General features: G+C 65.9%; 26 protein-coding genes. 9 read left to right on the forward strand and 17 right to left on the reverse strand.

The annotated features are described in order from the left end of the window. Positions 1-76: 76 nt before the first annotated feature. The 4 genes from CXQ90_RS19300 to CXQ90_RS19315 form a co-directional block, all read right to left on the reverse strand. A complete protein-coding gene (locus tag CXQ90_RS19300; protein ID WP_258064611.1) occupies positions 77-1,639 on the reverse strand; it encodes a multicopper oxidase family protein in 1,563 nt (520 codons plus the stop codon). 407 nt (positions 1,640-2,046) lie between these two features. After that, positions 2,047-3,063 (reverse strand): magnesium and cobalt transport protein CorA, encoded by a 1,017-nt coding sequence (locus CXQ90_RS19305; protein ID WP_104140968.1) that lies wholly within the window; start codon positions 3,061-3,063, stop codon positions 2,047-2,049. Positions 3,064-3,357: 294 nt separating this feature from the next. Further along, entirely contained in the window at positions 3,358-3,744 is a 387-nt protein-coding gene (locus CXQ90_RS19310; RefSeq protein WP_258064613.1) for an iron chaperone, read from the reverse strand. Positions 3,745-4,018: 274 nt separating this feature from the next. Beyond that, entirely contained in the window at positions 4,019-4,417 is a 399-nt protein-coding gene (locus CXQ90_RS19315) for a cupin domain-containing protein (protein ID WP_104140969.1), read from the reverse strand. A 342-nt stretch (positions 4,418-4,759) separates the two neighbouring features. Between CXQ90_RS19315 and CXQ90_RS19320 the strand changes: the two genes are divergently transcribed. Continuing rightward, positions 4,760-5,764, forward strand: a complete 1,005-nt coding sequence (locus tag CXQ90_RS19320; RefSeq protein ID WP_104140970.1) for a DUF6454 family protein — start codon at positions 4,760-4,762, stop codon at positions 5,762-5,764. Here the strand turns inward: CXQ90_RS19320 and CXQ90_RS19325 are convergent. From CXQ90_RS19325 to CXQ90_RS19335, 3 genes are all read right to left on the reverse strand, one after another. Then, positions 5,761-6,834: a TRAP transporter substrate-binding protein gene (locus CXQ90_RS19325; RefSeq protein WP_104140971.1), complete on the reverse strand. Its 1,074-nt coding sequence runs from the start codon at positions 6,832-6,834 to the stop codon at positions 5,761-5,763. The genes CXQ90_RS19320 and CXQ90_RS19325 overlap by 4 nt on opposite strands. A 147-nt stretch (positions 6,835-6,981) precedes the next feature. Further along, positions 6,982-7,713 carry a glutamine amidotransferase gene (locus CXQ90_RS19330; protein ID WP_104140972.1) on the reverse strand — a complete coding sequence of 244 codons (732 nt, stop codon included), beginning with the start codon at positions 7,711-7,713 and terminating at the stop codon, positions 6,982-6,984. A gap of 4 nt (positions 7,714-7,717) precedes the next feature. Next, positions 7,718-8,419 carry a FadR/GntR family transcriptional regulator gene (locus CXQ90_RS19335; RefSeq protein ID WP_104140973.1) on the reverse strand — a complete coding sequence of 234 codons (702 nt, stop codon included), beginning with the start codon at positions 8,417-8,419 and terminating at the stop codon, positions 7,718-7,720. Positions 8,420-8,552: 133 nt separating this feature from the next. On the opposite strand from CXQ90_RS19335, the gene CXQ90_RS19340 reads away from it, so the two are divergent. The 3 genes from CXQ90_RS19340 to CXQ90_RS19350 all read left to right on the forward strand — a co-directional run bounded on the left by CXQ90_RS19340 (position 8,553) and on the right by CXQ90_RS19350 (position 12,842). Beyond that, complete coding sequence (locus CXQ90_RS19340) at positions 8,553-9,944, forward strand: SLC13 family permease (RefSeq protein WP_104140974.1); 1,392 nt, start codon at positions 8,553-8,555, stop codon at positions 9,942-9,944. A 103-nt stretch (positions 9,945-10,047) separates the two neighbouring features. Next, positions 10,048-11,304: a CaiB/BaiF CoA-transferase family protein gene (locus tag CXQ90_RS19345; RefSeq protein WP_104140975.1), complete on the forward strand. Its 1,257-nt coding sequence runs from the start codon at positions 10,048-10,050 to the stop codon at positions 11,302-11,304. A gap of 2 nt (positions 11,305-11,306) precedes the next feature. After that, a complete protein-coding gene (locus CXQ90_RS19350; RefSeq protein WP_104140976.1) occupies positions 11,307-12,842 on the forward strand; it encodes a carboxyl transferase domain-containing protein in 1,536 nt (511 codons plus the stop codon). A 62-nt stretch (positions 12,843-12,904) separates the two neighbouring features. Here the strand turns inward: CXQ90_RS19350 and CXQ90_RS19355 are convergent, their stop codons facing one another. Continuing rightward, positions 12,905-13,516 (reverse strand): NADPH-dependent FMN reductase, encoded by a 612-nt coding sequence (locus CXQ90_RS19355; RefSeq protein ID WP_104140977.1) that lies wholly within the window; start codon positions 13,514-13,516, stop codon positions 12,905-12,907. Between the two features lie 216 nt (positions 13,517-13,732). On the opposite strand from CXQ90_RS19355, the gene CXQ90_RS22500 reads away from it, so the two are divergent. Then, positions 13,733-13,876, forward strand: coding sequence for a hypothetical protein (locus CXQ90_RS22500; RefSeq protein ID WP_181038632.1), 144 nt, complete (start codon positions 13,733-13,735; stop codon positions 13,874-13,876). A 209-nt stretch (positions 13,877-14,085) separates the two neighbouring features. After that, positions 14,086-14,307 carry a hypothetical protein gene (locus tag CXQ90_RS19360; protein ID WP_104140978.1) on the forward strand — a complete coding sequence of 74 codons (222 nt, stop codon included), beginning with the start codon at positions 14,086-14,088 and terminating at the stop codon, positions 14,305-14,307. A gap of 22 nt (positions 14,308-14,329) precedes the next feature. On the opposite strand, the gene CXQ90_RS19365 is transcribed toward CXQ90_RS19360, so the two are convergent. Both CXQ90_RS19365 and CXQ90_RS19370 read right to left on the reverse strand, forming a co-directional pair. Then, positions 14,330-15,367, reverse strand: a complete 1,038-nt coding sequence (locus CXQ90_RS19365) for an LLM class flavin-dependent oxidoreductase (RefSeq protein ID WP_104140979.1) — start codon at positions 15,365-15,367, stop codon at positions 14,330-14,332. Positions 15,368-15,370: 3 nt separating this feature from the next. Beyond that, on the reverse strand, positions 15,371-15,805 hold the full coding sequence (locus tag CXQ90_RS19370; protein ID WP_104140980.1) for a helix-turn-helix domain-containing protein: 435 nt from the start codon (positions 15,803-15,805) through the stop codon (positions 15,371-15,373). A gap of 178 nt (positions 15,806-15,983) precedes the next feature. Here CXQ90_RS19370 and CXQ90_RS19375 point away from each other — a divergent pair, with 178 nt between their 5' ends. Beyond that, positions 15,984-16,682 carry an FMN-dependent NADH-azoreductase gene (locus CXQ90_RS19375; protein ID WP_258064615.1) on the forward strand — a complete coding sequence of 233 codons (699 nt, stop codon included), beginning with the start codon at positions 15,984-15,986 and terminating at the stop codon, positions 16,680-16,682. 158 nt (positions 16,683-16,840) lie between these two features. On the opposite strand, the gene CXQ90_RS19380 is transcribed toward CXQ90_RS19375, so the two are convergent. Beyond that, positions 16,841-17,176: a hypothetical protein gene (locus CXQ90_RS19380; RefSeq protein ID WP_104140982.1), complete on the reverse strand. Its 336-nt coding sequence runs from the start codon at positions 17,174-17,176 to the stop codon at positions 16,841-16,843. Between the two features lie 130 nt (positions 17,177-17,306). Between CXQ90_RS19380 and CXQ90_RS19385 the strand changes: the two genes are divergently transcribed. Then, a complete protein-coding gene (locus CXQ90_RS19385; protein WP_104140983.1) occupies positions 17,307-17,630 on the forward strand; it encodes a DUF6221 family protein in 324 nt (107 codons plus the stop codon). Between the two features lie 54 nt (positions 17,631-17,684). On the opposite strand, the gene CXQ90_RS19390 is transcribed toward CXQ90_RS19385, so the two are convergent. From CXQ90_RS19390 to CXQ90_RS19415, 6 genes are all read right to left on the reverse strand, one after another. After that, positions 17,685-18,545 carry an HNH endonuclease gene (locus CXQ90_RS19390; protein WP_104140984.1) on the reverse strand — a complete coding sequence of 287 codons (861 nt, stop codon included), beginning with the start codon at positions 18,543-18,545 and terminating at the stop codon, positions 17,685-17,687. Between the two features lie 56 nt (positions 18,546-18,601). Beyond that, on the reverse strand, positions 18,602-19,204 hold the full coding sequence (locus tag CXQ90_RS19395; protein WP_104140985.1) for a DUF1992 domain-containing protein: 603 nt from the start codon (positions 19,202-19,204) through the stop codon (positions 18,602-18,604). 875 nt (positions 19,205-20,079) lie between these two features. Beyond that, on the reverse strand, positions 20,080-20,340 hold the full coding sequence (locus CXQ90_RS19400) for a hypothetical protein (protein WP_104140986.1): 261 nt from the start codon (positions 20,338-20,340) through the stop codon (positions 20,080-20,082). A 430-nt stretch (positions 20,341-20,770) separates the two neighbouring features. Further along, positions 20,771-20,986 carry a hypothetical protein gene (locus CXQ90_RS19405; protein WP_104140987.1) on the reverse strand — a complete coding sequence of 72 codons (216 nt, stop codon included), beginning with the start codon at positions 20,984-20,986 and terminating at the stop codon, positions 20,771-20,773. Between the two features lie 81 nt (positions 20,987-21,067). Next, complete coding sequence (locus CXQ90_RS19410) at positions 21,068-21,340, reverse strand: hypothetical protein (protein WP_104140988.1); 273 nt, start codon at positions 21,338-21,340, stop codon at positions 21,068-21,070. A 4-nt stretch (positions 21,341-21,344) separates the two neighbouring features. Then, positions 21,345-21,602, reverse strand: a complete 258-nt coding sequence (locus CXQ90_RS19415; protein WP_104140989.1) for a hypothetical protein — start codon at positions 21,600-21,602, stop codon at positions 21,345-21,347. A 312-nt stretch (positions 21,603-21,914) separates the two neighbouring features. Here CXQ90_RS19415 and CXQ90_RS19420 point away from each other — a divergent pair, with 312 nt between their 5' ends. Beyond that, on the forward strand, positions 21,915-22,628 hold the full coding sequence (locus CXQ90_RS19420) for a TetR/AcrR family transcriptional regulator C-terminal domain-containing protein (protein WP_258064617.1): 714 nt from the start codon (positions 21,915-21,917) through the stop codon (positions 22,626-22,628). Positions 22,629-22,635 lie beyond the last annotated feature (7 nt).

Consider the following 22,635-nt stretch of genomic DNA (forward strand, 5'->3'; position numbering starts at 1 on the left):
CTGTCCCAAATCTTCGGCGAACCTTCGGCTCTTGGGGAAAAACCGGTGTAATCCTGCGCTTGGCGGCCCATTCATGTCAGGTCCCCGCGGCGAAACCCGGGCGGTAGACCGCGGGGAAGGCGCCCAGCGGCGTGGTGTCCGGCTTCGGCGGGTCCGAGGTAATGGGGTCGTTGTTCCGCAGGTCGCCGACCGAGAACTGCACCATCATGTCGTGGTCCTCGTGCACCAGATTGTGGCAGTGCATCATGTAGCGTCCCCCGGGCGAATCGGGGCCGGTGTCGAACTGCATGAGCAGCGTAACGGACTCGTTTTCCCCGGTGTAGAAGACATCCTTCGGGCCGGTCTCCCAGGCGAATGCCCTGCCCCCGTTCGTGTTCCGGGCAATGATCTTGGCGTCGATGAGGTGGATGTGCACGGGATGGAACCAGCCGCCGGATTCGTTGACGATGGTCCACTGTTCAACGCTGTTGCGCCGCGGGGTTGCAAAGCACCGGGTGAAGCCGGATCTTTCCACGTCCTCCCAGGTCTCTTCGTTGATGGTCCACTCGCCGCCCTGCCGTTTCACGCGCAGCACTCGCTTGGCCACGGCCATGGCCGGAGTCAGGTTCATCGTTGGGATGCTGCCACGGGAGGCGCCGGGGGTGCCGCCGTCGTCCAGCGTCACCGGGATTGAACTGATGGTGCCGGCGGAGGAGCCGGAATCCGCCACCACCTGAAACCGCATGATCTTGTTCGTATCAGGGAAGTCCAGGTTGTTCTTATTGGTCAGGTTCCGCAGGTCCACGGTCTGGCCGGCGCGGTATTTGCGGAAGTCAATGAGGACTTCATAGCGCTCGGCCGTTCCCTGGCGCCAGGAGGAGATGGCCTGGACCTTCGGCACCATGCCGCCGTCGGTGGCCACCACGTGCACCGGTTCCCCATTGGAGAGTGCCGGCCGGTAGGAGCGCGTGATGGAGGCGACGAGCACCCGGAAGCGGTAGATCCGGGGCTTGACCTTCATGACGGGCCAGGGCACGCCGTTCACCAGAATGATGTCGCCCCACAACCCGTCGTGGCCGTAGTCGTTGTAACCGAGCGAGCCGTCGGCCTTGAACAGCGCATCCGAAATGATCAGCGGAACATCGAACTCTCCCTGTGGCAGCTGCGCCCGCTCAAACCGGTCAGACAGCGGGTAAAGGCCCGCCAGGCCCGAGTACACGCCCTGAGCCGTGACGAGATGGTTGTGGTCGTGGTACCAGAGCGTCCGGGCGTTCTGCCAGTTCGGATAGTGGTAGTTCTTGAATTTTCCCGGGGCAGTGGAGTCATTGGCGTATCCGTCATACTGCGGCAACGACGCCGAACCGTGCAGGTGCGTAACGGTCTTGAAGGTTCCGGGGTGGAGCAGAGCCGTGGACGGGAGCGCGTTGCGGATCCGCACCTCCGCCCGCGTGCCCTGCGGGACACGGATGGTGGGGCCGGGAAAGATCCCGTTGTACCCGGCCACGGTGGTCGACAGGCCCGGCACGAACTGAGCCTGGCCCAGTTTCTGCGTGAGGGCAAAGCGCGCGAACGGCCGCGCCGGATCACCGCCGTCGAAGCCGGTCTGGTACGGCACCAGCTCCGGAGGGCGGCGGAAGAGCGCCCTGTAAGGAACCGGCATGTTTGCAGGCGCCAGCTGACTTCTGGTGATAAGCGAGCTGCCTGGCGCCGACTCATCACCGCTTGCCGCCACCCCTGACGCTGCTGCTGCCCCCACCAAACCCAGCCTGAGTAATTCCCTGCGAGACGTCATTGTCTTCTCCAGATTTCCGGTCATGTGGATAAAAAGGCAGGCCTGCGGCCGAAGGGCCGCAGGCCTGCCAATCCCCCGGAGAGCAGATCCCGAGGGCTAACCCGGACGCCTTTGTACCGCCTGCCCGGACTCGGAAATCTGTGCCACCGCCGCACTGAGGATGGAACATGCCTATCTTTCGCCGGTCGGCTTCAGAAAACCTTGGAGCTCGTGCCAGTTCGGCCGGCCGCCCACCCAAATTGGGCGTTGACCGCAGCGCCTCCGTGCCCGCCGAGCTAGATCCAGTTGTTGCGCTTGAAGGTGGCGTACAGGATCAGTCCCATGCCCGCCATGAGCCCCAGTGCCATGGGATAGCCGAAGATCCAGTCAAGTTCGGGCATGCTGCGGAAGTTCATGCCGTAGATCGTTCCGATGAGCGTTGGTGCGAACAGGATGGCCGCCCAGGACGAAATCCTTTTGACCTGCTCGCTCTGGGCAATGCTGGATTCGGTGAGGCGGCGCATTTCATCGTTCTGCCGTTGGGCCACGAGCGCCGCATTAACCGCGAGCGCATTCTGCAGCAGGGCCCGAAAGGATGCGATCCTGTCATTTAGCCGCAGGACGTGGTCCAGGACATCCCTGAGGTGGTCTTGCAACTCCTGGTCGGGATGGTGATCCGGAGTTCCCGCCATCAGCGACTGGAGGATGCCGGCGAGGGGCCCTGTGGCTCGCTGCACGGTGATGACCTGGCGGGAGAGCTCGTAGATCCGGCGGGATACCTCCGGGTCTGCGCCGAAGAGGCCGTCCTCAATTTCATCAATGTCGTTCTCGAGCCCGGCTGCCACGGGCTCATATTCGTCCACCACCTGATCGAGGATGGCGTACAGCACTGCATCGGGGCCAAGGGCGAGGAACTCCGGCTGGGACTCCATGCGCCGGCGGACCCTGGCCAGGTTCGGAGACTCGGCGTGGCGGACGGTAACCACGAAGTCGGGTCCAACGAAGACGTGGATCTCGCCGAACTCCACCTTTTCAACGTCGTCAAGATAACGGGCGGGGCGCAGCACCAGAAAGAGGGTGTCACCGTAGTGCTCGACTTTCGCCCGCTGATGCCCGGTCAGGGCATCCTCGACGGCCAGCGGGCTCAGGCTAAACTCGTCAGCCACGGAGCGAAGCTCCCGCGCATCCGGCCGGTAGAGCCCGATCCATGCCATCCCCTGGCGCTGCCGCAGCAGGAAGTACGTTTCCTCCAGGCCCTCCGGGTCCGCCGTCCGACGGCCCGCCACATACACCGCGTTGTCGACGATGGTCATGGCAGCGACTCCTTCATTGAAGCGGGCCTCCTGGCTGTGACGTTAGCCCTTCCCCGCCACTGTGCCAACACCTGCCGCACGCGCACCGCGGGAAGGCACTGCACCGGTATTTTGTCGGCGTGAAGCGCCGCCGTGCTGACTTTTGGCCTCGTGAGAGCGCAGTTATCCGTGCGCGCCAGGTGTCGCTCGAGTGCAGCTGGATGCCCGAGAAAGTGCCCGCTAAGGGATGGTCGTGTGGGACGAGTTACTCAGCTAGCCGACGGCGGAACGGTGCGGTGCGCCGAGGCGACTGGCTCAAACCCTGTCTGAAGGCAGCTGCTGTAACCGCCACGCGATTATCTCGCGGATGAGCTCGGTCGGGAGCGGGGCATCATGGCGCAGCTGGATAGCGTGCTCGGTGGTTCCATATGCGGCCAGCTCTGTCGAGAAATGCGCGATCGCGTCTGGAGTCGGATAGAACCCGATGTGGCGTTTTGTTCCGGTGAAGAAGAACAACGGCTCGGTGCCAAGTTTGAAGGTCGGCATACGCCAACTGATCGATTCCACCGCTTCATCGGGCACGGCCGACCGGATCAGTTCGTACACAGTCAGCAGTCGATGCCGTACATCAACGTCGTACCCGTCGATGTACTCGATGATCGAACTCGCTGTCATGGTGGTCTCCCTTTTCGCCGACGTCATGTTGCCGACGATCGCATCTTGAGCGATGGTGCACGCCCGATCATGTTAGCGGGTCAGTCGGGCGTTGCGACGTACATGGTGCCCCGAGGCGGACAGAGGGAAATCCGAGGGTGAACCTGCTGCGGTTCCTGTTCCTGGGCGAGGGCAAGATCGCACCGGTCACCCGGGAAGTGCTGCGCGAAGCCGAGCCCGGCCGTCACGGGGCGACCCTGGGTCCACAGGCTGACCGCTCCCGCCCTGGGCACGCCTCGGTGTGGGTCAGATCCCGGAGTGGTCAGATCTTGGCGTGCTGGCCGCGGCTGACGGGCCGTCCGAACGACGCCGCGCCCAGGAACTCCACGGCTACGAACGGCTCGGAACCCACCACCCATTCATTGTGGCCCGGCGGGATGGCGTACGTGTCGTTGGCGTGGATCGACGAGCGGACACCTTCCGGCGTTTCGACCTCCATCACCCCGGACACGCAGAAGCCGAGGTGGTTGTGCTGGCAGAACGGTGTCTTTTCGGTGGGTTTGGAGCACTCGGACCACCGCCAGCCGGGGGCAAGGATGAGCCGCGCAACGGAATAGTCGTTCACGCTGACAAGGTCCACTTCGGCCTTGTCCGGGTAACGCTTCTTGTCGGGGACATCGAAGGACTTGACGGCAAAGGCGGTGACGAAATTAGCGGTCATGGGACGGCACCTGGGGCTAGGGTGAGACCTGGAATCAAGACATGAGGGCGCTGGCGTGAACCAGCTTGAGGGAGTTTCGGGTTGCCGACCGAGGCCTGTGTGTGCGAACAATCTGCAATTGCGCCGCCGCCCCCTCAGCGCACGTGCGTACAACAGATCCATGTTGACGTAGTTCAACGTTAGCCCTCCTCTGTCCGAAGTCAATGGGCAAGAAAGGGCCGACGCCGCCGGAGCAGACACCCGCACAGGCAACTGCCCGGCCGCGTTAAGCCGCCCGTTGTTCCCGGTTCATGACGGGCCCGTACCGTCACACCGGTCCGCACCAACGAGAGGGCCATCCCCATGAAAACACTCCGCACCCGCAACGTGGCCAAAGCCGTCATCGCGGCGGCGATCGCAGCGACCGCCATCGGCGGCACCGCCGTCGCGCAGGCGTCCCAGGTCACCGGAAACGGTGACCACCACACGGCCGACACCGCCGTCACAGACGCGTTCACCGCCGTCGACCGCAACACGGCCTGGCAGCTGACCAGCAGGCTGAAGCTGGACTTCCCCACCTTCCACACCGAAGGCATCGCCTTCACGGAAGACCACATCTTCCTGTCCTCGGTGGAGATCATCGAGCCCACGGTGAAGTTCCCCAGCCCCCAGGGCGGCTATGACCGCACGGCCGGCAAGGGGAAGGGCCACCTGTTCGTCATGGACAAGGCGGGCAAGCTCCAGAAGGACATCGTCCTGGGCGAAGGCGACATGTATCACCCGGGCGGCATCGACTTCGACGGCACCAACGTCTGGGTCCCGGTGGCGCAGTACCGGCCCAACAGCAGCTCCATCGTTTACCGCGTGGACGCCAAGTCCCTGGACGTGCAGAAGCAGTTCGAAGTCAAGGACCACTTCGGCGGCATCGTCATGGACAAGCAGACCGGCCACCTCATCGGCAACACCTGGGGCTCGCGGCGGTTCGCCGAATGGACCCTGAAGGGCAAGGAGCTGAGCACCTGGCAGAACCCGGACCACTTCATCGATTACCAGGACTGCCAGTACGCGGCAAACTCCAAGATGCTGTGCGCAGGCGTTGCCGCCCTTCCGCAGACGCCCGCCGCGGGCGGTCCTTCCGCGAAGTACAATCTGGGCGGCGTCGCCCTGATCGACAGCCGGACGCACACCACGCTGCACAGCGTGCCGTTGCAGCAGTGGACTGCTAACGGCGGGGTGGCAACGCGCAATCCGTTCAAGATGACCGCCGACGGCAACCACCTGACCATGCGCGTCGCACCGGACAACGGCGGCGAGGGCACGGACACCGAGATTCTCACCTACGAGGCGACTGTGACGCCCGCCCGCTAGCCACCGGGCTTGCAGGGCCGGACGGCGGCAGCGGCAGGCTCGGACGACGCCAGGGCGCGGATCTTTGCGATCAGCGCCTTGGTTCCGGGATCCCGTTCCAACTGGGTGTAGACGGGTGCGGCGGCCGCCTTGAAGGCGGCGACCTCCGCATCCGTCGCCGTGACCACGGTTCCGCCGTCCCGGCAGAATCTGGCCGCGTCATCGGCGATGGCGGGCAGCGCTTCGTCCGCCCATCTCCGAGTGCCGGCAGCGGCGTCCTTGAGCCACTGCCTCTCCGCTTCGCCCAGATCCTTCAGGACCTTGGCGTTGACCACGAGGGAGTTGATCTTGGGGTAGAGGATCAGATTGCCGGTCGCGATCGAAGGCTCCGGCAAGTCCCCTGCCAAAGCGAAGGATGATTCCGCGGCCGCGACTGTTCCCGCTGCCAGTCCGTCAGGAAACTGTCCCCCCACGAGGTCATCGGGCGTTGCGCCCAGAGACTTCAATACGGCGTAGGTGGTATCGGATCGCGCCGCCCTAACAGTCTTCCCGGCGAAGTCGGAGGGCTTCAGCGCCGGTTTGCCGAAGGCAAAAAGCATTCGCGGGCTTTCGGGGAAGAGTGCCAGTCCTGTCACGCCGATCTTCTCAAGGCCAGCAAGGAGCTCGTCCGCGATTTCCGGGGCAGCGACCTTTTCCATGAGCGAATTGGACGTCACGAGGAACGGTGCGTGCAGCCCGGCGAATGCCGTGACACCCTCAGTGTCCCAGGCGCGCACCGGGACGACGGCCATGTCGAAATGGTTGGCCACCACCCCTCGTGCCACGGCCTGGTCCCAATCGTCCATGCCGTCACCGACAACCTTCCACACAGGCTCGATCAGGAGCTTGCCTCCGGAAAGTTCCTTGACCTGACGGGCGTATTCCTCGATCTGCGCCGCCGAGGGACGGCCGGGTTCGTCATCTGTTGCGACGGTAAGGGTTTTGGTTTGTTCGGCCGCTCCGGAGGTGGGGGCCGGCGGGGCGCTGCACCCCGATGCAACCAGGAGCGCAAGAACGCAGCCCGCCGCTGCCAGAGGTCCGGAATTTCTCATAGTCTCGCGCCTTCCGGACGATTGACCTGGCAGCGCGTGGCGCGCGTACCCGCACCGTACTCCCAGGCGTGCGGCCGGGCAATAGCCTTGGCAAACGGAAGCGGACGACGACGGGACGCACCCGCCGTCGTCCCTTCCCGTTCGGGGCTACTTGCCGTAGACCTTCACGAAGTTCCGCAGGATCTTCATCGGCTCAGTCGCGGTGAAGGTCCGGGCTGCCGCCATCAGTTCTTCGGCAGATTCGGGCGGGAAGTATCCTGCGTGGCGGTAGATGTCGATCCTGGTCACCAGCCCTTCCGCGTCGAGTTCAGGATGGAACTGGGTGGCATACAGGTTCTTCTTGATCCGGAACATGTGCACCGGGCACGCGGCCGAGCTGGCGAGCAGTACCGCGTGCGGCGGGAGCACCGTGCACGCCTCCTTGTGGCCCGTGAACGCAGTGAACTCAGCGGGCATGCCCGCCAGCAGCGGGTCCTCCAGGCCTTCCGGGCTCAGGCTGATGGTTACCCCGCCCAGCTGTTCCCCGTAGGTCCGGTCGATGACCGCCCCCTGGTGCAATCCCAGCGTTCCCACGCCGTAGCAGGCACCCAGGAAGGGGAAGTCGGCCGAAACAATCCGGTCCAGCAGCTTGGACAATTCGCCTTCCACCCGGTGCTGGGTTTCGGTCTTCGTTTCGGGTGGATCGCTGGATGTGAAAGGGCTGCCGCCCACGATCACCCCGGAGTAGTCGTCCAGCTCCAGGGCCGGCAGCGGGGCCTGTTCCATCCGGATCCATCTCAGCTGGCTCGGGTCCAGCCCGCCGTAGCGCAGGTAGGCGTCGTACTCTTCTTCCGCGGCGGTGTCCTCGGCCCGCGACGCGAGCAACAGAAACGGCTTCATGCGCTTACTTCAGTAGTGCGACGTCGGAGACAAGGGTGATGTGATCCAGCATGGCCGCCGCCGCGGCCACTGAGTCCTGCGCCCTGATCGCGTCGGCGATCTTGCGGTGCGAGGCCAGCGACTGCTCCGGCCGGCCCGGCTGGCCGAGCGACTCGAGTCGGGTTTCCAGGATCATCCCGGCGATGAACGACATGAGCTGGGCCAGCACCGCCGAGTGCGCGGCTGCGGTGACGGCCTGATGGAACAGTTCGTCGCCGTGCGCTCCCTTGGCGCCGGAGGCCACTTCTTCGGCCATCGCGTCGAGCGCCTTATCGATCGCCTTCATGTCGGCCTCGGTCCGCCTTTCGGCGGCCAGTTCCGCCAGCTTGACCTCCAGGGTGCTGCGGGCTTCGACAATCTCGGGAAGCCGGCTGCTGTGCTCGCGCAGGCCCTTGATCACGGACGGAACGTTGGGCCGGTAGACCAGCACCGCTCCGGTCCCGTGCTGGACGTCGATGACGCCGAGGACCTCCAGGGCAACCAGCGCCTGGGCCAGCGTGGCCCGCGAGACGCCCAGCCGTTCGGCCAGGTCCCGCTCGGCGGGCAAGGTGTCGCCCGGGCCCAGCTGCGCGGACTCGATGAAGTCCATGAGCTGCTCCACCAGCTGCTCATACAGGCGTGGCCGCGCGACGCGGGAAATCTGCTGAGTTGCTGTCTTCTTGGTCATGGGAGTCCTTCCGGCGACGTCCTCCGCCCTAGCTTAGCGGAGAACTATTGACAAAGTCACCTAGTGTCTAGGAGGCTAGGCCAGTGAGCCAGTAATCCACATCACACCAATCTCTCAATCCGGAGGAACGAAGATGTCCGCTCCCGTCCTGTCCATCATCATCCTGGCGGTGATGTTCCTGCTGGCCACGGTGCTGCCCCTCAACATGGGCGCCTTGGCTTTCGTGGGAGCTTTCCTGCTGGGCTCCGTGGTCCTCGGCATGTCCACCAACGACATCCTGGCCAACTTCCCCGGCGGCCTGTTCCTGACGATCGTCGGTGTCACCTACCTCTTCGCCATCGCGCAGAACAACGGAACCATAGACCTGCTGGTCCGCGGCGCCGTGCGGCTTGTGGGCAGCAAAGTGGCCCTCATCCCCTGGGTCATGTTCGCCATCACGGCAGTCATCACCGCAGTCGGTGCGTTGTCTCCCGCCGCCGTCGCCATCATCGCGCCGATCGCGCTGAGCTTCGCCGCCAAGCACAAGATCAATCCGCTGATGATGGGCATGATGGTCATCCACGGCGCCCAGGCCGGCGGCTTCTCCCCCATCGCCGTCTACGGCGTCACGGTCAACGGCATCATCGCCAAGACCGAACTCGAGGCCAGCCCGGTGGCCATCTTCCTGGCCAGCTTCATCTTCAACCTCGCCATCGCCGCGGTGCTCTTCGTGGTCCTCGGCGGCAGCAAGCTGCTCAGCACGAAGACCGGCCGGCTGGTGGCACAGGCTGCGGAGTCACGGATGTCCGTCAGCGTCGGCGCCCGGGCAGCCGGCGTCACCCTCCAGGGCTCCGGTTCCGACATTTCCTCGTCCGGCGTCTCTGCAAAAGGGACTTCCGGCTCCGCCCCGGCCGGCGCACCGCAGGAAGCTTCGAACGGCGCCCGCGCCAATATTGCCCAGCTCATCACCATCCTGGGCCTGATCGCCCTCGCCGTCATTTCGCTGGGCTTCAAGGTGGACGTCGGATTCGTCTCCATCACCATCGCCATCATCCTGGCCCTCGTGTCCCCGGCTGCCCAGAAGGGCGCCGTCAACAAGATCAGCTGGTCCACCGTCCTGCTCATCTGCGGCATGCTCACCTTCGTGGGCGTCCTCGAGGAAGCGGGCACCATCAAGTTCGTTTCCGACGGCGTGGCCCACCTCGGTATGCCGCTCGTCGCCGCCCTGCTGATCTGCTACATCGGCGCCGTCGTGTCCGCCTTCGCCTCCTCCACGGCCATCCTCGCGGCCCTCATCCCGCTCGCGGTCCCGTTCCTGGCCACCGGCGAAATCGGCGCCGTGGGGGTGACCGCGGCCCTGGCCGTCGCCTCCACGATCGTCGACGTTTCACCGTTCTCCACCAACGGCGCTCTGGTCCTGGCCAATGCCCCGGAGGACATGGACAAGGACAAGTTCTACAAGCAGATCCTGGCCTACAGCGGCATAGTCGTCGCCGCCGGGCCGGCCATCGCCTGGCTGGTCATGGTGGTGCCGGGCTGGATGTAGCCGCCCTCCGCACCGTCGCCGCAAAACCCACCGCACGGCAGACGCCCGACCAGCCAGACCTGGTTCAGCAGGAACGTGCCCAGCAAGAAAAGGAACAGCCTTCATGAGCACTGAATCCACACCCCAGGCCGAAGGCCCGCTCTCGGGCTACCTCGTGGTGGACTTGAGCCGCGCCCTCGCCGGCCCGCACGCCGGAATGATGCTGGCGGACCTCGGCGCCCGGGTCATCAAGGTCGAGAACCCGGGCATCGGGGACGACACCCGCGGCTGGGGTCCCCCGTTCGTCGGCCCCGAGGACGATCCCCAGGCCACGTACTTCCTGTCCTGCAACCGCAACAAAGAGTCCATCGCCCTGGACCTGAAGAGCGACGACGGGCGGACAGTCCTGCGCGAACTCCTGGAACGCGCGGACGTGGTGATCGAGAACTTCCGCACCGGCGTGCTGGACCGGCTCGGGTTCTCGGCCGCCGACATGCATGCGCTGAACCCCGCGCTGGTGGTCCTGTCCATCACCGGCTTCGGCCACGACGGCCCGGAATCGCGGCGCAGCGGCTACGACCAGATCCTCCAGGGCGAAGCCGGGCTGATGTCCCTCACCGGTTCCGGGCCCGACGACCCCCAGCGCGTGGGAGTGCCCATTGCCGACCTTCTGTCCGGGATGTACGGGGCATTCGGCACGCTGGCGGCCCTGCTGCAGCGCGAGCGGACCGGGCATGGGCAGATCGTCCGAACTTCCCTGCTCGCGGCGCTGATCGGCGTCCATGCCTTCCAGGGCACGCGGGCCACCGTCGCCGGCGAGACCCCGAAGGCCCAGGGCAACCACCACCCATCCATCGCGCCTTACGGGCTGTTCCATTGCCGGCAGGGCCGGGTGCAGATCAGCGTGGGCAGCGAAAAACTGTGGGCCACCTTTGCCTCAGCATTCGGGATCGACACCACCAGGCCCGAATTCGCCAGCAACGCTGACCGCGTCCGAAACCGGGAAAAGGTCATCGAAGAGGTCGAACGGGTCTTCTCCGACTTCGAGGCCGAACCGCTGCTCGCCAAGCTGAACGAGGCCGGAATCCCGGCCGGCAAGGTGCGGACGCTGGACGAGGTCTATGCATGGGAGCAGGTCCACTCCCAGGGCCTGGTGATCGACGTGGAGCACAAGATCCTCGGGAACGTCAGCCTGCCGGGGCCGCCCTTGCGGTTCTTCAGCCCCGCCGACACCGCCGAGACAACCCTCAAGACGCACACGGCGCCGCCGCTGCTGGACCAGGACGGAGAACAGATCCGGCAGTGGCTCGGCCTGGTCCCTGCCGACGCGTCCGGCAGCGCCCCAGGCACCGGTGCAGGCACCGGTTCGGGAGGCCACTGAGCATGCTGACCCAGCAGAAAGTCCGCCACCTGGACGCCGCCGAACTCATCGCCGCCGTGCTTGATCCGGGTTCCTACCGGAGCTGGGACGCACCGGTCACGGACCCTGACCCGGGCCCCGAGTACCGGCAGGAACTTGCCGCCGCCCGGGCAAAGACCGGCGTTGACGAATCCGTCCTCACCGGTGAAGGCCTCATCCGCGGCCGGCGCGTGGCCGTCATCGTCAGCGAGTTCCGTTTCCTCGCCGGCTCCATCGGGCTTGCTGCAGCGGAACGCATCGTGAACGCCGTCGAACGCGCCACCCGGGAAGGCCTTCCCCTGCTGGCGGGCCCGGCGTCGGGCGGCACCCGCATGCAGGAAGGGACCATCGCCTTCCTCTCCATGGTCAAGATCAGCGCCGCCGTAAGGGCACACCGGCAGGCCGGGCTGCCGTACCTGGTCTACCTGCGGCACCCCACCACCGGTGGAGTGATGGCGTCGTGGGGATCGCTCGGGCACATCACCGTTGCCGAGCCCGGCGCCCTGCTCGGCTTCCTGGGTCCCCGCGTCTACGAGGCCCTCTACGGCACCCCGTTTCCGGAAAACGTGCAGGTGGCCGAGAACCTCTTCGACAAGGGGCTCATCGACGCCGTGGTGCCGCCTTGGCAGCTGTCCGACGTCGTCGACCGCGCCCTGAGCATTTTGGTTACCGGCCCGCACCCGCGCGTCGCACCGCCGCGCACCCTCGCCGTGAAGCCGTCCGACGCCGGAGCCTGGGCTTCGATCGAAATCTCACGGAACCCGCGCCGCCCGGACCTGCGCCAACTGCTGGCCTACGGCGCCCGCGATGTCCTCCCGCTTAACGGCACCGGCCAGGGCGAAAAGGACCCCGGCCTGCTGCTGGCGCTGGCGCGCTTCGGCCAGAAGTCCTGCGTGGTGATCGGCCACACCCGGCCGCGCCCGTCACAGCAGACGGCCATGGGGCCGGCGTCCCTCCGCGAGGCGCGCCGCGGCATGCGGCTGGCGGAGGAGCTAGGGCTGCCGCTGCTGACGGTCATCGACACGGGCGGAGCGGCGCTATCCAGGGAAGCGGAGGAAGGCGGGCTGGCCGGCGAGATCGCCAGGTCCCTGCACGATCTGATCGGCCTCAACTCACCCACCGTATCCGTGCTGCTGGGGCAGGGAGCAGGCGGCGGGGCACTGGCCCTGCTGCCGGCCGACCGGACCATCGCGGCCCAGCACGCCTGGCTCTCCCCGCTGCCACCCGAAGGCGCCAGCGCCATCGTGCACCGGAGCACCGACTTTGCCCCTGCCATGTCCGAAGCGCAGGGCGTCAACGTGGAGTCGCTGTACTCCCACGGCATGGTGGAACACATCGTGGACGAACGCCCCGATGCCGCCCTGGAGGGGAGAGCCTTCTGCCAGCGCATGGGACAGGCGATCGAGTACGAACTTGCCGCACTGGCCTCGGCGGGGGCGGCGGAACTGCTGCCGCAGCGGATCGAGAAGTACCGCAGCCTCGGCCGACTCGTTGCGGAAGCCGCTGGCACGGCCGGCTGAAGCTCCGCGGGGACGCAGCTGGCTTCATCGACGCCGGCCGGTGACCATCAAGGGCCGGGACCCTAGCGGGAAAGCTTTTCGGCGTCCGGCTTGGGGTCGCCGATGTGGCCCGGCGCGTTGGCTGCCAAAACCCGTTCCACGAAGGCGCCGTATTCCTCCATGTAATGGCGCAGGAAGTCCGCGGTGCCCCCGTCGGTGACCGTTCCGTCGTCGGCGAATACGGCAGGGTTGAACTTCACGTAGGCTTCCGGGGCGTTGAGCTGGGGCGCGTCGAGGAAGCTCAGCACGGCACGCATGGAGGACTGCATCACGGCCGTGCCGATGCTGCCTGGCGAGGCGCCGATGATTCCGGTCGGCTTGCGGGCAAACGAATTGGTGCCCCAGGGGCGTGATCCCCAGTCGATGGCATTCTTCAGCGCTCCCGGAATGGACCGGTTGTACTCAGGGGACACGAAAAGGATGCCGTCGGAGCCTTCAATGGCGTTCTTCAGGGCGCGTCCCTCCGGTGGGAAGTCGGCGTCGTAGTCGTAGCTGTAGAGCGGCAGATCCTTGATGGGGATCTCCGTGAACTCCAGATCGTCCGGGGCGAGCCTGATAAGGGCGTTGGCGAGCGTGCGGTTGATGGAGCCGCTGGCCAGGCTCCCGACGAAGTAGCCGATCTTGTACGTAGCCATGAGGTTGATCCTTCCCAACAGCCGGCGCGAACCGGCTGGCCGACGATGCTTGAGGCGGTGCCTTATGCAGTGCTTGAGGGGGTGCACCACACAGTCCAGCACACAACAACTTGCACGGCCATAGCGGCTGGAATGTTCTTGACACTCCCCAAAAGCAGGCGCTAGATGAACATTAGGTGATGGCCAACAGCACACAACGGCGGCAGAGGAGCGGTCATGAATGATTACCCATCGGTGCAGCGCATCCACAGCGAGGCCCCGGCCGAAGGGGATGAAACGGCCGACCCCACCGACATCCGCGTCCACTCCCAGGAGCCCGCCGAAGGCGCCGACATCACCGATGACACAGGCGGCAAATAAGCACCGCACCAACGGTGCCCCGGCCAGCACAGGTGACCGGGTGAGGACTGGCGATGGCGTCACGTCGACGGTTTGCTGGGCTGACCGTGCGTCCGGATCTAACATGGCCGTAACCCGCAGTTAATCCCGCGGGGCGAAACTGGAGTTTCAGGTCCAAACGACTGGCCTTTTTGCTACGGGGGCAGCCACTCGATGAGGAGTAACAAGGCATGAACAGTCACGAAAACGGCACCTCCGAATCCTTCCACCCGCAGCCGCACAGCGGCGAACGGCCCGACCTGAGGAGCCTGCACGTCCGCGAAGATGTGGCGCGCACAGGACGCTGCGGAAACGTTCATCTGGCCACCGGACGCACGTGCATCCTGCCCGAGCGCCACCAGGGGTCCTGTGATTTTGTCGGCCCGGACGACGCCAAAGGCCTGTTGCCTTAGCGCCGTGGCTTAGCGCCGCAAGTTAGCGCGCGGTGACGCCGATTTCCTTGTTCACCGCCGGCATGATCTCGGTGGCCAGCAGCTCGATGGAGCGTGCTGTTTCAGCGAAGGGGAGGCCGCCCAACCCGATCTGGGCCAGGTACCGGCTGGTGCCGAGGTTCTCGTGGATAAGCAGGAGCTTCTCGGTGACCTGCTGAGGGCTGCCCACGAGGAGTCCGCCGCCGGGCTCGGTCCAGTCGTCGAAAGTCGACCGCGGGAAGTGGTCCACCGGGCGGGGCATGTTCTGTTCGAAATAGGCCCGGTAGTGGGGGTAGAAGGTGTCCCGCGCCTGCTGTGAGGTGGGCGCCACGTAAAAGTGCCCGCCGGCCCCTACCGGCAGGACGGCGGAATCGTGCCCGGCGTCGGCGGCGCTCTGTCGGTAGAGTTCCACGAGCCGGCGGAACCTGGCCGGGCCGGAGAGCAGGGCAACGAACAGCGGCAGCCCGAGGCGCCCCGCCCGCGCAAAGCTCGCCGGCGTGCCGCCCACGCCCACCCAGACGGGGAGCTTGTCCTGGACCGGACGGGGCGCAATGTCCATTCCGGGAATGCTCTGCGTAAGGTTTCCCTGCCAGTTCACCACCGCGGCGTCCCTCAGTTCCAGCAGTAGCTGCAGCTTTTCGTCAAAGAGGGCGTCATAGTCGTCCAGCCCGTGGCCGAACAACGGATACGACTCCACGAAGGCGCCGCGGCCGGCGATGATCTCGGCCCGGCCGTCGGAGATCAGGTCCAGGGTGGCGAACTGCTCAAAGAGACGCACCGGGTCCTGCGTGGAGAGCACGGTGACCGCGGTGCCGAGCCGCAGGTTCGTGGTTTCCCGGGCGATGGCCGCGAGGACGATCTCCGGGGCGGACAGGGCAAAGTCGCGGCGGTGGTGCTCCCCCAGGCCGAGGAAACTGAGGCCTGCCTGGTCAGCCAGCTTGGCCAGCTCGATGACTTCCTTCAGGCGCTGCTGCGGGGACAGCGCCGCGCCGGTGGTGATGTTGCGGGAGAGCTCGCCAAAGGTGAAGATGCCAAAGTCCATGTTTTATTGAACATTCAAGTACTTGGTTTCATTCCGTGATCCCGGGGCGCGGCGGTCGTAGTCCATCCGGGCGCTTGCAACGCCGTCCATGTTTTCCTCGGCCCAGCCCTTTAGACCGTGGACCACGACCAAGAGGGAGTGCCCCAGGGGCGTCAGCTCGTAGTCGGTCCGGACCGGAACGGAAACGGTCACGAGCCGCGAAACCAGGCCGTCGCGCTGCAGCGAGCGCAGCGTGGATGTCAGCATCTTCTGGCTGGCGCCGGGAATCCGGCGCCGCAGTTCGCTGTGCCGCAGCGGTCCGTCCGCCACGGCAAGCATCACCAGCGTGACCCACTTGCTACTGATTGCCTCTAGGAGCTGGCGCGCCGGGCATTGCCCGAGTCCGCCGTTGTAAGCCTGCTGCGCCTCCTGGCGCTTCTGGTCCGCCGTGAGTGTCATGCCCCAACTTCCTCTCATGCGCCTGCTCTGCGGCTCCAGCGTATCCAAGTGAAGCAGGGAACTTCCACGTGCCTTAGGCAGGTCAAAGTGCGTTCTTACGCACCGCCACCGGGTCCGCAAGGATCAACCGTGGGCGGCCGCGGCCGCCCACTGCATGCCGAACAAGCGATCCGGACGCATGAGCAGCGTCCCCGAAAGGACCATGATGCCCACCATCCTTCACGTCAACGCCTCCCCGCGCGGCGCCGCAAGCGATTCTTTGCGGCTGGCCCGCCACTTCCTTGCCGCCGTCCAAGCCGCCGGAGATGACGAGTTTGAGGTCGAGACGCTGAACCTGTTCGATGCCGGCACCCTCCCCGAGTTCGGCCACACCGCGGCCGCCGCCAAGATGGCGGTCTTCTCCGGCCAGGCCCAGACGGCAGAGCAGATCCGGGCCTGGGAGGACGCCCGCGCGGTATTTGACCAGTTCGCCGCCGCGGACGCGTACGTCTTCAACATCCCCATGTGGAACGCCGGCGTGCCCCATGCGCTCAAGCATTGGATCGACATCGTCACGCAGCCGGGCTGGAGCTTCGGCTTCGATCCCGCCGCCGGCTACTTCGGCCTCCTCGGGGGGAAGCGGGCCGTGGCCATCCACACCAGCGGCGTGTACGCGCCGGGCGTCCCCGCCGCCTTCGGCTCCGATTTCAGCAGCACGTTTTTCGCCGACTGGCTGGATTTCGTGGGCATCACGGACGCCACTCATGTGCGGTTTGCTCCCACCGTAGTGAACGGCGACGTCGCCCGCGCCCGCCGCGCGGCCGAGTCCGAGCTGAGCGCGCACGCCGGCGGCTTCGCCGCCGTGCTCGGTGCCCGGGAAGCGGTCAGCGCCGGCTAGCTCCAGCTCATCGGCGGAGACGGCGCGACGGCGCACGGCGGGAAGCGGGCGGGACTCCCGTGCGCCGTACGAATTGGCGGCCAGCGTCTAGCCACCGGCCTGACACTTGGCCGCCTGCCTCGTCGTCGAGGACGACAGCGTGCCTTCGCGTGCGGTGTTCAGGGTGCTATCTCGCCGGCCACTTCAGACGCTGGCCTGACGATCCATCGTTCCCCGTCCTGTTCATAGCTGATCACCACTGACGCGTTGGTGCCACTGGCAGCGTCCATAGCCAGCAGCAGCGCGTCCTCCATCCGCCTAGCGTGCTCAAGCCTTTCCCTAGTGGTGCCCACGAGGTCGCTATTGTCGATCAGGATGGAGGCTCTCCCGTCCGCGACGACTTTGAGTGAATATCCCTGATCGTCATGGACGGATCCGCGGGAGGTTGCAATTTCCGTGACCCTGTCCGCACGAACCAGGCTTTGGCTGATCGTGCGGATCCACACGTCACCCATCGGACCCTCCTTCGCTCACCGCCGATCCAGGAATCATCCCTCACAGCAAACGGTAGCCCTCCGGGAACTCCTTGTGACCCCCCAAAGATGCTCCGGGAGAACTCCGTATCAGTGGGCGTACAGTCAGTTTGTGGACATTGTGGAATTCCTGTCCGACCGCATCGCGGAAGACGAGGCGGTGGCCCGCAAACTCCTGGAGGACCGGACGACGTCCGAAGCGGGCAAGTGGTACGAACGCCGCCTGCTGCTGGAATGCGAGGCCAAGAGAAGGCTCATCGGCATCATCGAAGCGGCCCGGCAGACCGCCTTGGCATCTCTCATCAGCGACCCGTTCGGCGAGGACACGCACTGGATTCCGGGCGCCTTGGAGTGGACCGGGCTGTCCCTGAACGCCCTGGCGCTGCCGTATTCCGATCATCCGGACTTTGAACAGGACTGGCTATGGTCGCCGTGACCGAACAACCACCGTCGCTGTAAGCGGACAACCACCGGCCCCGTGACCGGGCAGTCATCTGCTCTCCAGGATGCGCTGGGCGGCCGCCTGTGCCTCCAGTTCCTGCTGGGACAGGACCGCGCCGGCAATGTGTCCGGCCCCTGACATCATGGCCCTGAGCTCCGCAGGGGTGTAGGGCACGGGCCTGCGGTGCGCCATGTAGTGGCAGTTCGGGCACAGCGGGACGAGGTCGCCGATGGGGTCCAGCTCGTAGCCGGGCCCCAGCTGGGAGGCGGGAGTCAGGTGATGGACGTGGATGAAACCCTCCCCTTCGGGACCGTAGACGGCTTCGAAGGAGAATCCGCAGGCAGCGCAGGACGTGCCGTGGTGCGCTAGGCAGATCCGGCGGGCCTGGGGGCTGCGCTCATACCGGTTCATGCCCACCCGGGTCAAGGCATCCTGCGGTGCCGTCCCGGGCACGGGAAGGATCGGATCGATCCCGTCCGGCGGCAGGTGCTCCGCCCAGATGGCGCGGACAGCCCGCTCCTCTTCCTCCGGGATCCGCCGCCCGGGCGCCCTGATGGTATTCCACCCCGACAGCGGCGCCCTGGCCGTGAGAACGTCGACGGGGATCTGGTCACCGAGCGGAAGCAGCGCGTCAAAGTCCACATCGACGAACGTGCCGGATGCGGCGCCCTCCACGTCACGGGCGGGCCGGTAAGGGGCGGAAGCTGTCACACCGTGGCCAATCAGTCCGCTGCCTGCCTGCCCCACCAGGAACAACCAGGCATCCGCACCGGGCATGACTTTGGAACTGTTAAGGATTCGCCACGGTCGCCGATGGACCCCGGCCGCCGCGAGCTCATCGACCACCCTCGAATACTCCGGCCATGTCGTACCGGCGCCCGGGTTCCAGCCGAGCAATACAGCCACCATGTCTTTATCGTGCCACCTGAGGGGCGGTTCCGGAGCGTCTGTTCAAAAGCGTCGGTTTAGGAGGACCCGCTCCACAGGCGGCGCCACCACGGGCGCTTGGCCTCCGCCTCCGGTTCCGGCGGCGCGGCGGCTGCCTTGGCTGCCCGCCGCTCCTTCCAGTGCTGCACTTCGGCGTCGGCGTCGCGGGTTTTGGTGATCACGGGCGGCCCGCCCTGGAGCTGGCGCCGCGCGTCAATCACCCGGGCGTTGAACTCCGCCACGATGTCGCGCACCTGCTTTTCCGAGTACTGGGCATCGAGCCTGGCATCGAGCTCGGCGTCCTCGGTGCGCAGGAGTATCGCCTTCGGGCCGAGGCCGGTGAGGTGTTCGCGCTGGATCAGGCCTTTGACCCACCAGTCGGGGTCGTAGCCCTCCCCCAGCCCCGGAATTGGTTTGCCGGCGTACTTCAGGTTGTCGAACTTCCCCTGCGCCATGGCGTCCCGGATCAGATATTCAACCCTGGCTGCGTCATCGATCTTCTTGCGCTTCTGCCGGTCTTCCTCTTCAGCTGCGGCAAGCTCTGCATCCTCGCGGGCCGACCCGCCGGAGGCCCGCACAGCGCGGAGTTCGGCGCCCCGTTCCATCCGCCGTTTGAACTCGCCGGCCTCCCCGCCGCTCATCGTCCACCGCCGCCCTTGCCAACCTGGATCCATCAACCTGACTTCCAGTATTCCGGCGAGGGCCTCGCTCTTCAACGGCAGCGGCACATGGCGCGCCACCGGACTGCCTGCCCCGAACGGGACATAAGAGTACGACTGCGGACGCCTCCCGCCGTCGTACTCTTTCGTTCGCTTACATGGGGTCGGGCCAGTTGCCGATGACCGCGCGGACCGGGACGGCCGCGCCGCGGTCATGGCCGTCGGCACCGGGACGGGCCGGGTCCTCAGCATCGGGCGTGGCCGGGCTGGCTGGCCCAGGCGTCGCTGGCTCGGCAGGGCGAGGCGCGACCGCGACGGGCGGCGTGTGCATGGGTTCAGAGGTAGCTGGACGCTCAGACCTCGGAAGATTCATCGGTACCCTCGCGTATCGTAGGCCACTTCAAGCCGGGCTGTGGGACATGTGAACGATGTCCGTGCCGCCACTCGACCGGGCTGGTGCAGCAGTGCTCCCGGCCGGCTCAAGTGGCGGCGTCGATCATCGTAATGCCGGAGAAGCCGACGCGGATCGGCCGCTCCGACAGCGACCGTGGTGGCCGTCCCAGCCCAGCTGATGCAGGCACTTCGTGCATATGCCGGCACTTGCAACCACCCAATGCAACAACAGTATGGCTACCGGCCGGCAGAAGCATCCGTACCAATTACCCGAATTTCTCCCATGGCGGCTACTTGGCCACTCGGGACCGGCGCGGCGAGGCCCGCGGGCCGTCGTCCCCTGGCGCAACGTCCGAACTATCTGGGCCGGAGAGGCAGTTGGGGCGCCACGCACCATCTGAACGCAAGAGGACGACGGCGGAAAGTTCCCGCTGTCGTCCTCTTCAGGCTTGGTCGTCCCGGTGTCAGCTGGCGCTGACGTAGCTTCCTTCGGTTTCGTCGTGGCGCCCGGCCGGGAGCGTGACGTAGCGTCCCTGGACGCGGTTGCCGTTACCGCGGGTGCCGCCGGGAGTGCTGATGTAGCTGCCTTCGGTGCGCTCGGAATCACGGGTGCCGGTCGGCGTAACACGGCTGCTCGGCGTCACGTAGCTGCCGCCCCGGGGCGCCCTCAGGACGCTTGTGGTTTCAGCACTGCGGATGGTGGTTCGTTCAGTCTGCAAAGTCATGCTTTGTTCTCCTCGTTAGGCAATTGGTGCCGCGGATGGCTGGTGGTCGGTGGTCAGGGGCAGGTGGTCCAAGGCAGGTGCCCGGGCAGGCGGGGCATGGATCAGCGGACCCCGAGCATGGGACGGCTGTAGGCATGGGGCCGCTGCGACGACGCAGTCGATGTCTGTGATTCCGTGCAACACGCGTGGAGGATGGCGGGGGTTGTAACCCACCGGGCGCTCAAGGAGGGGCCGCCGTAGCGAGATTGGTGCACTCGGCCAGGCCGGCAGAAGCGGAAAGGATTCCGCGGATTGCCCGGGTTGAACCCGGCAGCTCGCTATTGAGCTGGCATGACTAAAACTATAGCCGCTATTCCGACTAACTCAAAATAACCGGTTCCCGGTTCGACGACGGCGGGCGGTCCCGCCGTCGTCCTCCGGAACGGTCACCTCACATGTTTTCCGTGCGGGACTCTCCGGCCGGCACCGTTTCAGGTTCCTCGCTGCGCTCCAGGACCTGCCACACAATCACCGATCCGGTGACGGCGGCAGCGAGAATACCGAGGACCAGCCACGCAATCCTGGAGGCCCGCCCGCCGGACCGGAGGCGCTTCTCCGCGCGGCTCAATGCCTCCCGAGCGTGAACCTTGTTCGCAGCCCTGTTCATTCCTGTCTCCACCTTCCGCGATTCTGTCTTTGGCCAACCTAAGGGCCACTGAAAATACCCAAATAATAACCGGACGGCAGGCTAATTCGGAGCCGACGCCAAATGCCCTGCGTCGTCATGCTCGGCTGAGGGGGACAGGATTGCGGCGACGAAGGCCACGGTGGTGGCCAGGACACGGGAGCCTCCGCACTTTGCGCAGTTGAAGGCGACGGCCAGGGTTTCCAAGCGGCGGTTCATGACGGCGACGGAATCGACAAGGAGGTGCCGGTCCGTGTCGCAGGCTGCGCACCACGGACGGCTCCCCCGGGGCTGGTGAGAGCCCCGGGGGAGGTAGGTGCTGGTCACGGTGCTCAACGGGTCAGACCACACCCGGATAGCTCGCCAGGATGTAATCCGCTGCGGCGGGCCCCTTCATGCGGAGCCCGTTGTGACCGGGACGGATCCGCTTCTTCCTCATGGCTGCCCAAAAGGCGCCCTCCGGACGGGGTGCAGCCTGGTGCAGGAAACACCAGCTCGTATAGAGGCCGTAGAGACAGTCCCGGCCCAGGGCTGAGTCGGGCCGGTCGCTGGAGGTGGTCGCTTCTTCAAGGAATTGGTCGAACTGGGAATTTGCCATGGGTGGCCCTTTTCCGCGGGTGCGTTCTTGTGCCGCCATTTGGCTACAGCAGCTGAAGCCTCAGTGCCGTGCACGAAGCACTGAAGCGGGTCACCCGGATGTTTGGAACTCTGCGTACGGGCGGTCTAAGTGCGCAGCCACGGGCCTCTCCCCGAGGAAATGTGCGGCTGGCGGCCGCGGTGTTCCTTCTGGGGAAAGCCTGAGCATAGACGCTTGTCTACGGTGTAGACGTTACGCGTAGACTAGTTAGGAAGCAAGCTTCTTTTCCGCTTGGGAAACGAGCCGCCATGCGAGCAGATCAGGATGGAACCCGTGCCGCCCCCCAACAATCAGAGCACTGTACCGGCCCCGGACAAAACGAGGCTGAGCCGTGAACTCGTGCTGTCCACCGCGCTGGCCCTCGTGGACTCCGAAGGGCTCGAGGCGCTGACCATGCGCCGGCTGGGGCAGGAGCTGAACCGGGATCCGATGAGTCTGTACCGCTACGCGGCCAACCGCGCTGCGCTGCTCGACGGCGTCACCGAGCTGGTCCTGAATGAGCTTGCCATCTTTCCGCAAGACCCGGACTGGCAGTCACAGCTCCGGCAGATCGCCCACGATCTGCGCCTCTTGGCGCTCCGGCATCCGAATGTGGTGCCGCTGCTGGTCACCCGTCCGCTGTCCACGCCCCTGGGGCTCCGCCCGCTGGGGACGTTGCGCCCGCTTGAGCAGATTCTTTCCCTGCTGATCGACGCCGGATTTGAACCTGCCGACGCACTACACGTTTACCGTGCGTACTACGGGTTCCTGTATGGCCACATCCTCAATGAGCTGCAGGAATACATCGTGGACCCGGAAGAAAACGAAGCCCTGCTCCGCCTCGGCCTGCACCGGCTGCCGCCCAAGGAGTTTCCTCGCCTCCGCGCCCTCGGGCCGGTGCTCGCGGACTACGACGGTGCCGCCGAACTGGACCAGGGCATCAGCATCCTGCTGTCAGGCCTCGCAGCCCCCCTCGCACGTGCGGGAACGTCAACGAAGCCCCTATAAGGCACCC

This window comes from Arthrobacter sp. ZGTC131, assembly GCF_002929275.1.
Taxonomy (GTDB): Bacteria; Actinomycetota; Actinomycetes; order Actinomycetales; family Micrococcaceae; genus Arthrobacter.

Bases quoted from the DNA above. Each gene is read 5' to 3' on its own strand.
- CXQ90_RS19300 (WP_258064611.1), bottom strand. From the start codon at position 1,639: ATGCCGGTTCCTTACAGGGCGCTCTTCCGCCGCCCTCCGGAGCTGGTG.
- CXQ90_RS19305 (WP_104140968.1), bottom strand. From the start codon at position 3,063: ATGACCATCGTCGACAACGCGGTGTATGTGGCGGGCCGTCGGACGGCG.
- CXQ90_RS19310 (WP_258064613.1), bottom strand. From the start codon at position 3,744: ATGACGTCGGCGAAAAGGGAGACCACCATGACAGCGAGTTCGATCATC.
- CXQ90_RS19315 (WP_104140969.1), bottom strand. From the start codon at position 4,417: ATGACCGCTAATTTCGTCACCGCCTTTGCCGTCAAGTCCTTCGATGTC.
- CXQ90_RS19320 (WP_104140970.1), top strand. From the start codon at position 4,760: ATGAAAACACTCCGCACCCGCAACGTGGCCAAAGCCGTCATCGCGGCG.
- CXQ90_RS19325 (WP_104140971.1), bottom strand. From the start codon at position 6,834: ATGAGAAATTCCGGACCTCTGGCAGCGGCGGGCTGCGTTCTTGCGCTC.
- CXQ90_RS19330 (WP_104140972.1), bottom strand. From the start codon at position 7,713: ATGAAGCCGTTTCTGTTGCTCGCGTCGCGGGCCGAGGACACCGCCGCG.
- CXQ90_RS19335 (WP_104140973.1), bottom strand. From the start codon at position 8,419: ATGACCAAGAAGACAGCAACTCAGCAGATTTCCCGCGTCGCGCGGCCA.
- CXQ90_RS19340 (WP_104140974.1), top strand. From the start codon at position 8,553: ATGTCCGCTCCCGTCCTGTCCATCATCATCCTGGCGGTGATGTTCCTG.
- CXQ90_RS19345 (WP_104140975.1), top strand. From the start codon at position 10,048: ATGAGCACTGAATCCACACCCCAGGCCGAAGGCCCGCTCTCGGGCTAC.
- CXQ90_RS19350 (WP_104140976.1), top strand. From the start codon at position 11,307: ATGCTGACCCAGCAGAAAGTCCGCCACCTGGACGCCGCCGAACTCATC.
- CXQ90_RS19355 (WP_104140977.1), bottom strand. From the start codon at position 13,516: ATGGCTACGTACAAGATCGGCTACTTCGTCGGGAGCCTGGCCAGCGGC.
- CXQ90_RS22500 (WP_181038632.1), top strand. From the start codon at position 13,733: ATGAATGATTACCCATCGGTGCAGCGCATCCACAGCGAGGCCCCGGCC.
- CXQ90_RS19360 (WP_104140978.1), top strand. From the start codon at position 14,086: ATGAACAGTCACGAAAACGGCACCTCCGAATCCTTCCACCCGCAGCCG.
- CXQ90_RS19365 (WP_104140979.1), bottom strand. From the start codon at position 15,367: ATGGACTTTGGCATCTTCACCTTTGGCGAGCTCTCCCGCAACATCACC.
- CXQ90_RS19370 (WP_104140980.1), bottom strand. From the start codon at position 15,805: ATGACACTCACGGCGGACCAGAAGCGCCAGGAGGCGCAGCAGGCTTAC.
- CXQ90_RS19375 (WP_258064615.1), top strand. From the start codon at position 15,984: ATGAGCAGCGTCCCCGAAAGGACCATGATGCCCACCATCCTTCACGTC.
- CXQ90_RS19380 (WP_104140982.1), bottom strand. From the start codon at position 17,176: ATGGGTGACGTGTGGATCCGCACGATCAGCCAAAGCCTGGTTCGTGCG.
- CXQ90_RS19390 (WP_104140984.1), bottom strand. From the start codon at position 18,545: ATGGTGGCTGTATTGCTCGGCTGGAACCCGGGCGCCGGTACGACATGG.
- CXQ90_RS19395 (WP_104140985.1), bottom strand. From the start codon at position 19,204: ATGAGCGGCGGGGAGGCCGGCGAGTTCAAACGGCGGATGGAACGGGGC.
- CXQ90_RS19400 (WP_104140986.1), bottom strand. From the start codon at position 20,340: ATGACTTTGCAGACTGAACGAACCACCATCCGCAGTGCTGAAACCACA.
- CXQ90_RS19405 (WP_104140987.1), bottom strand. From the start codon at position 20,986: ATGAACAGGGCTGCGAACAAGGTTCACGCTCGGGAGGCATTGAGCCGC.
- CXQ90_RS19415 (WP_104140989.1), bottom strand. From the start codon at position 21,602: ATGGCAAATTCCCAGTTCGACCAATTCCTTGAAGAAGCGACCACCTCC.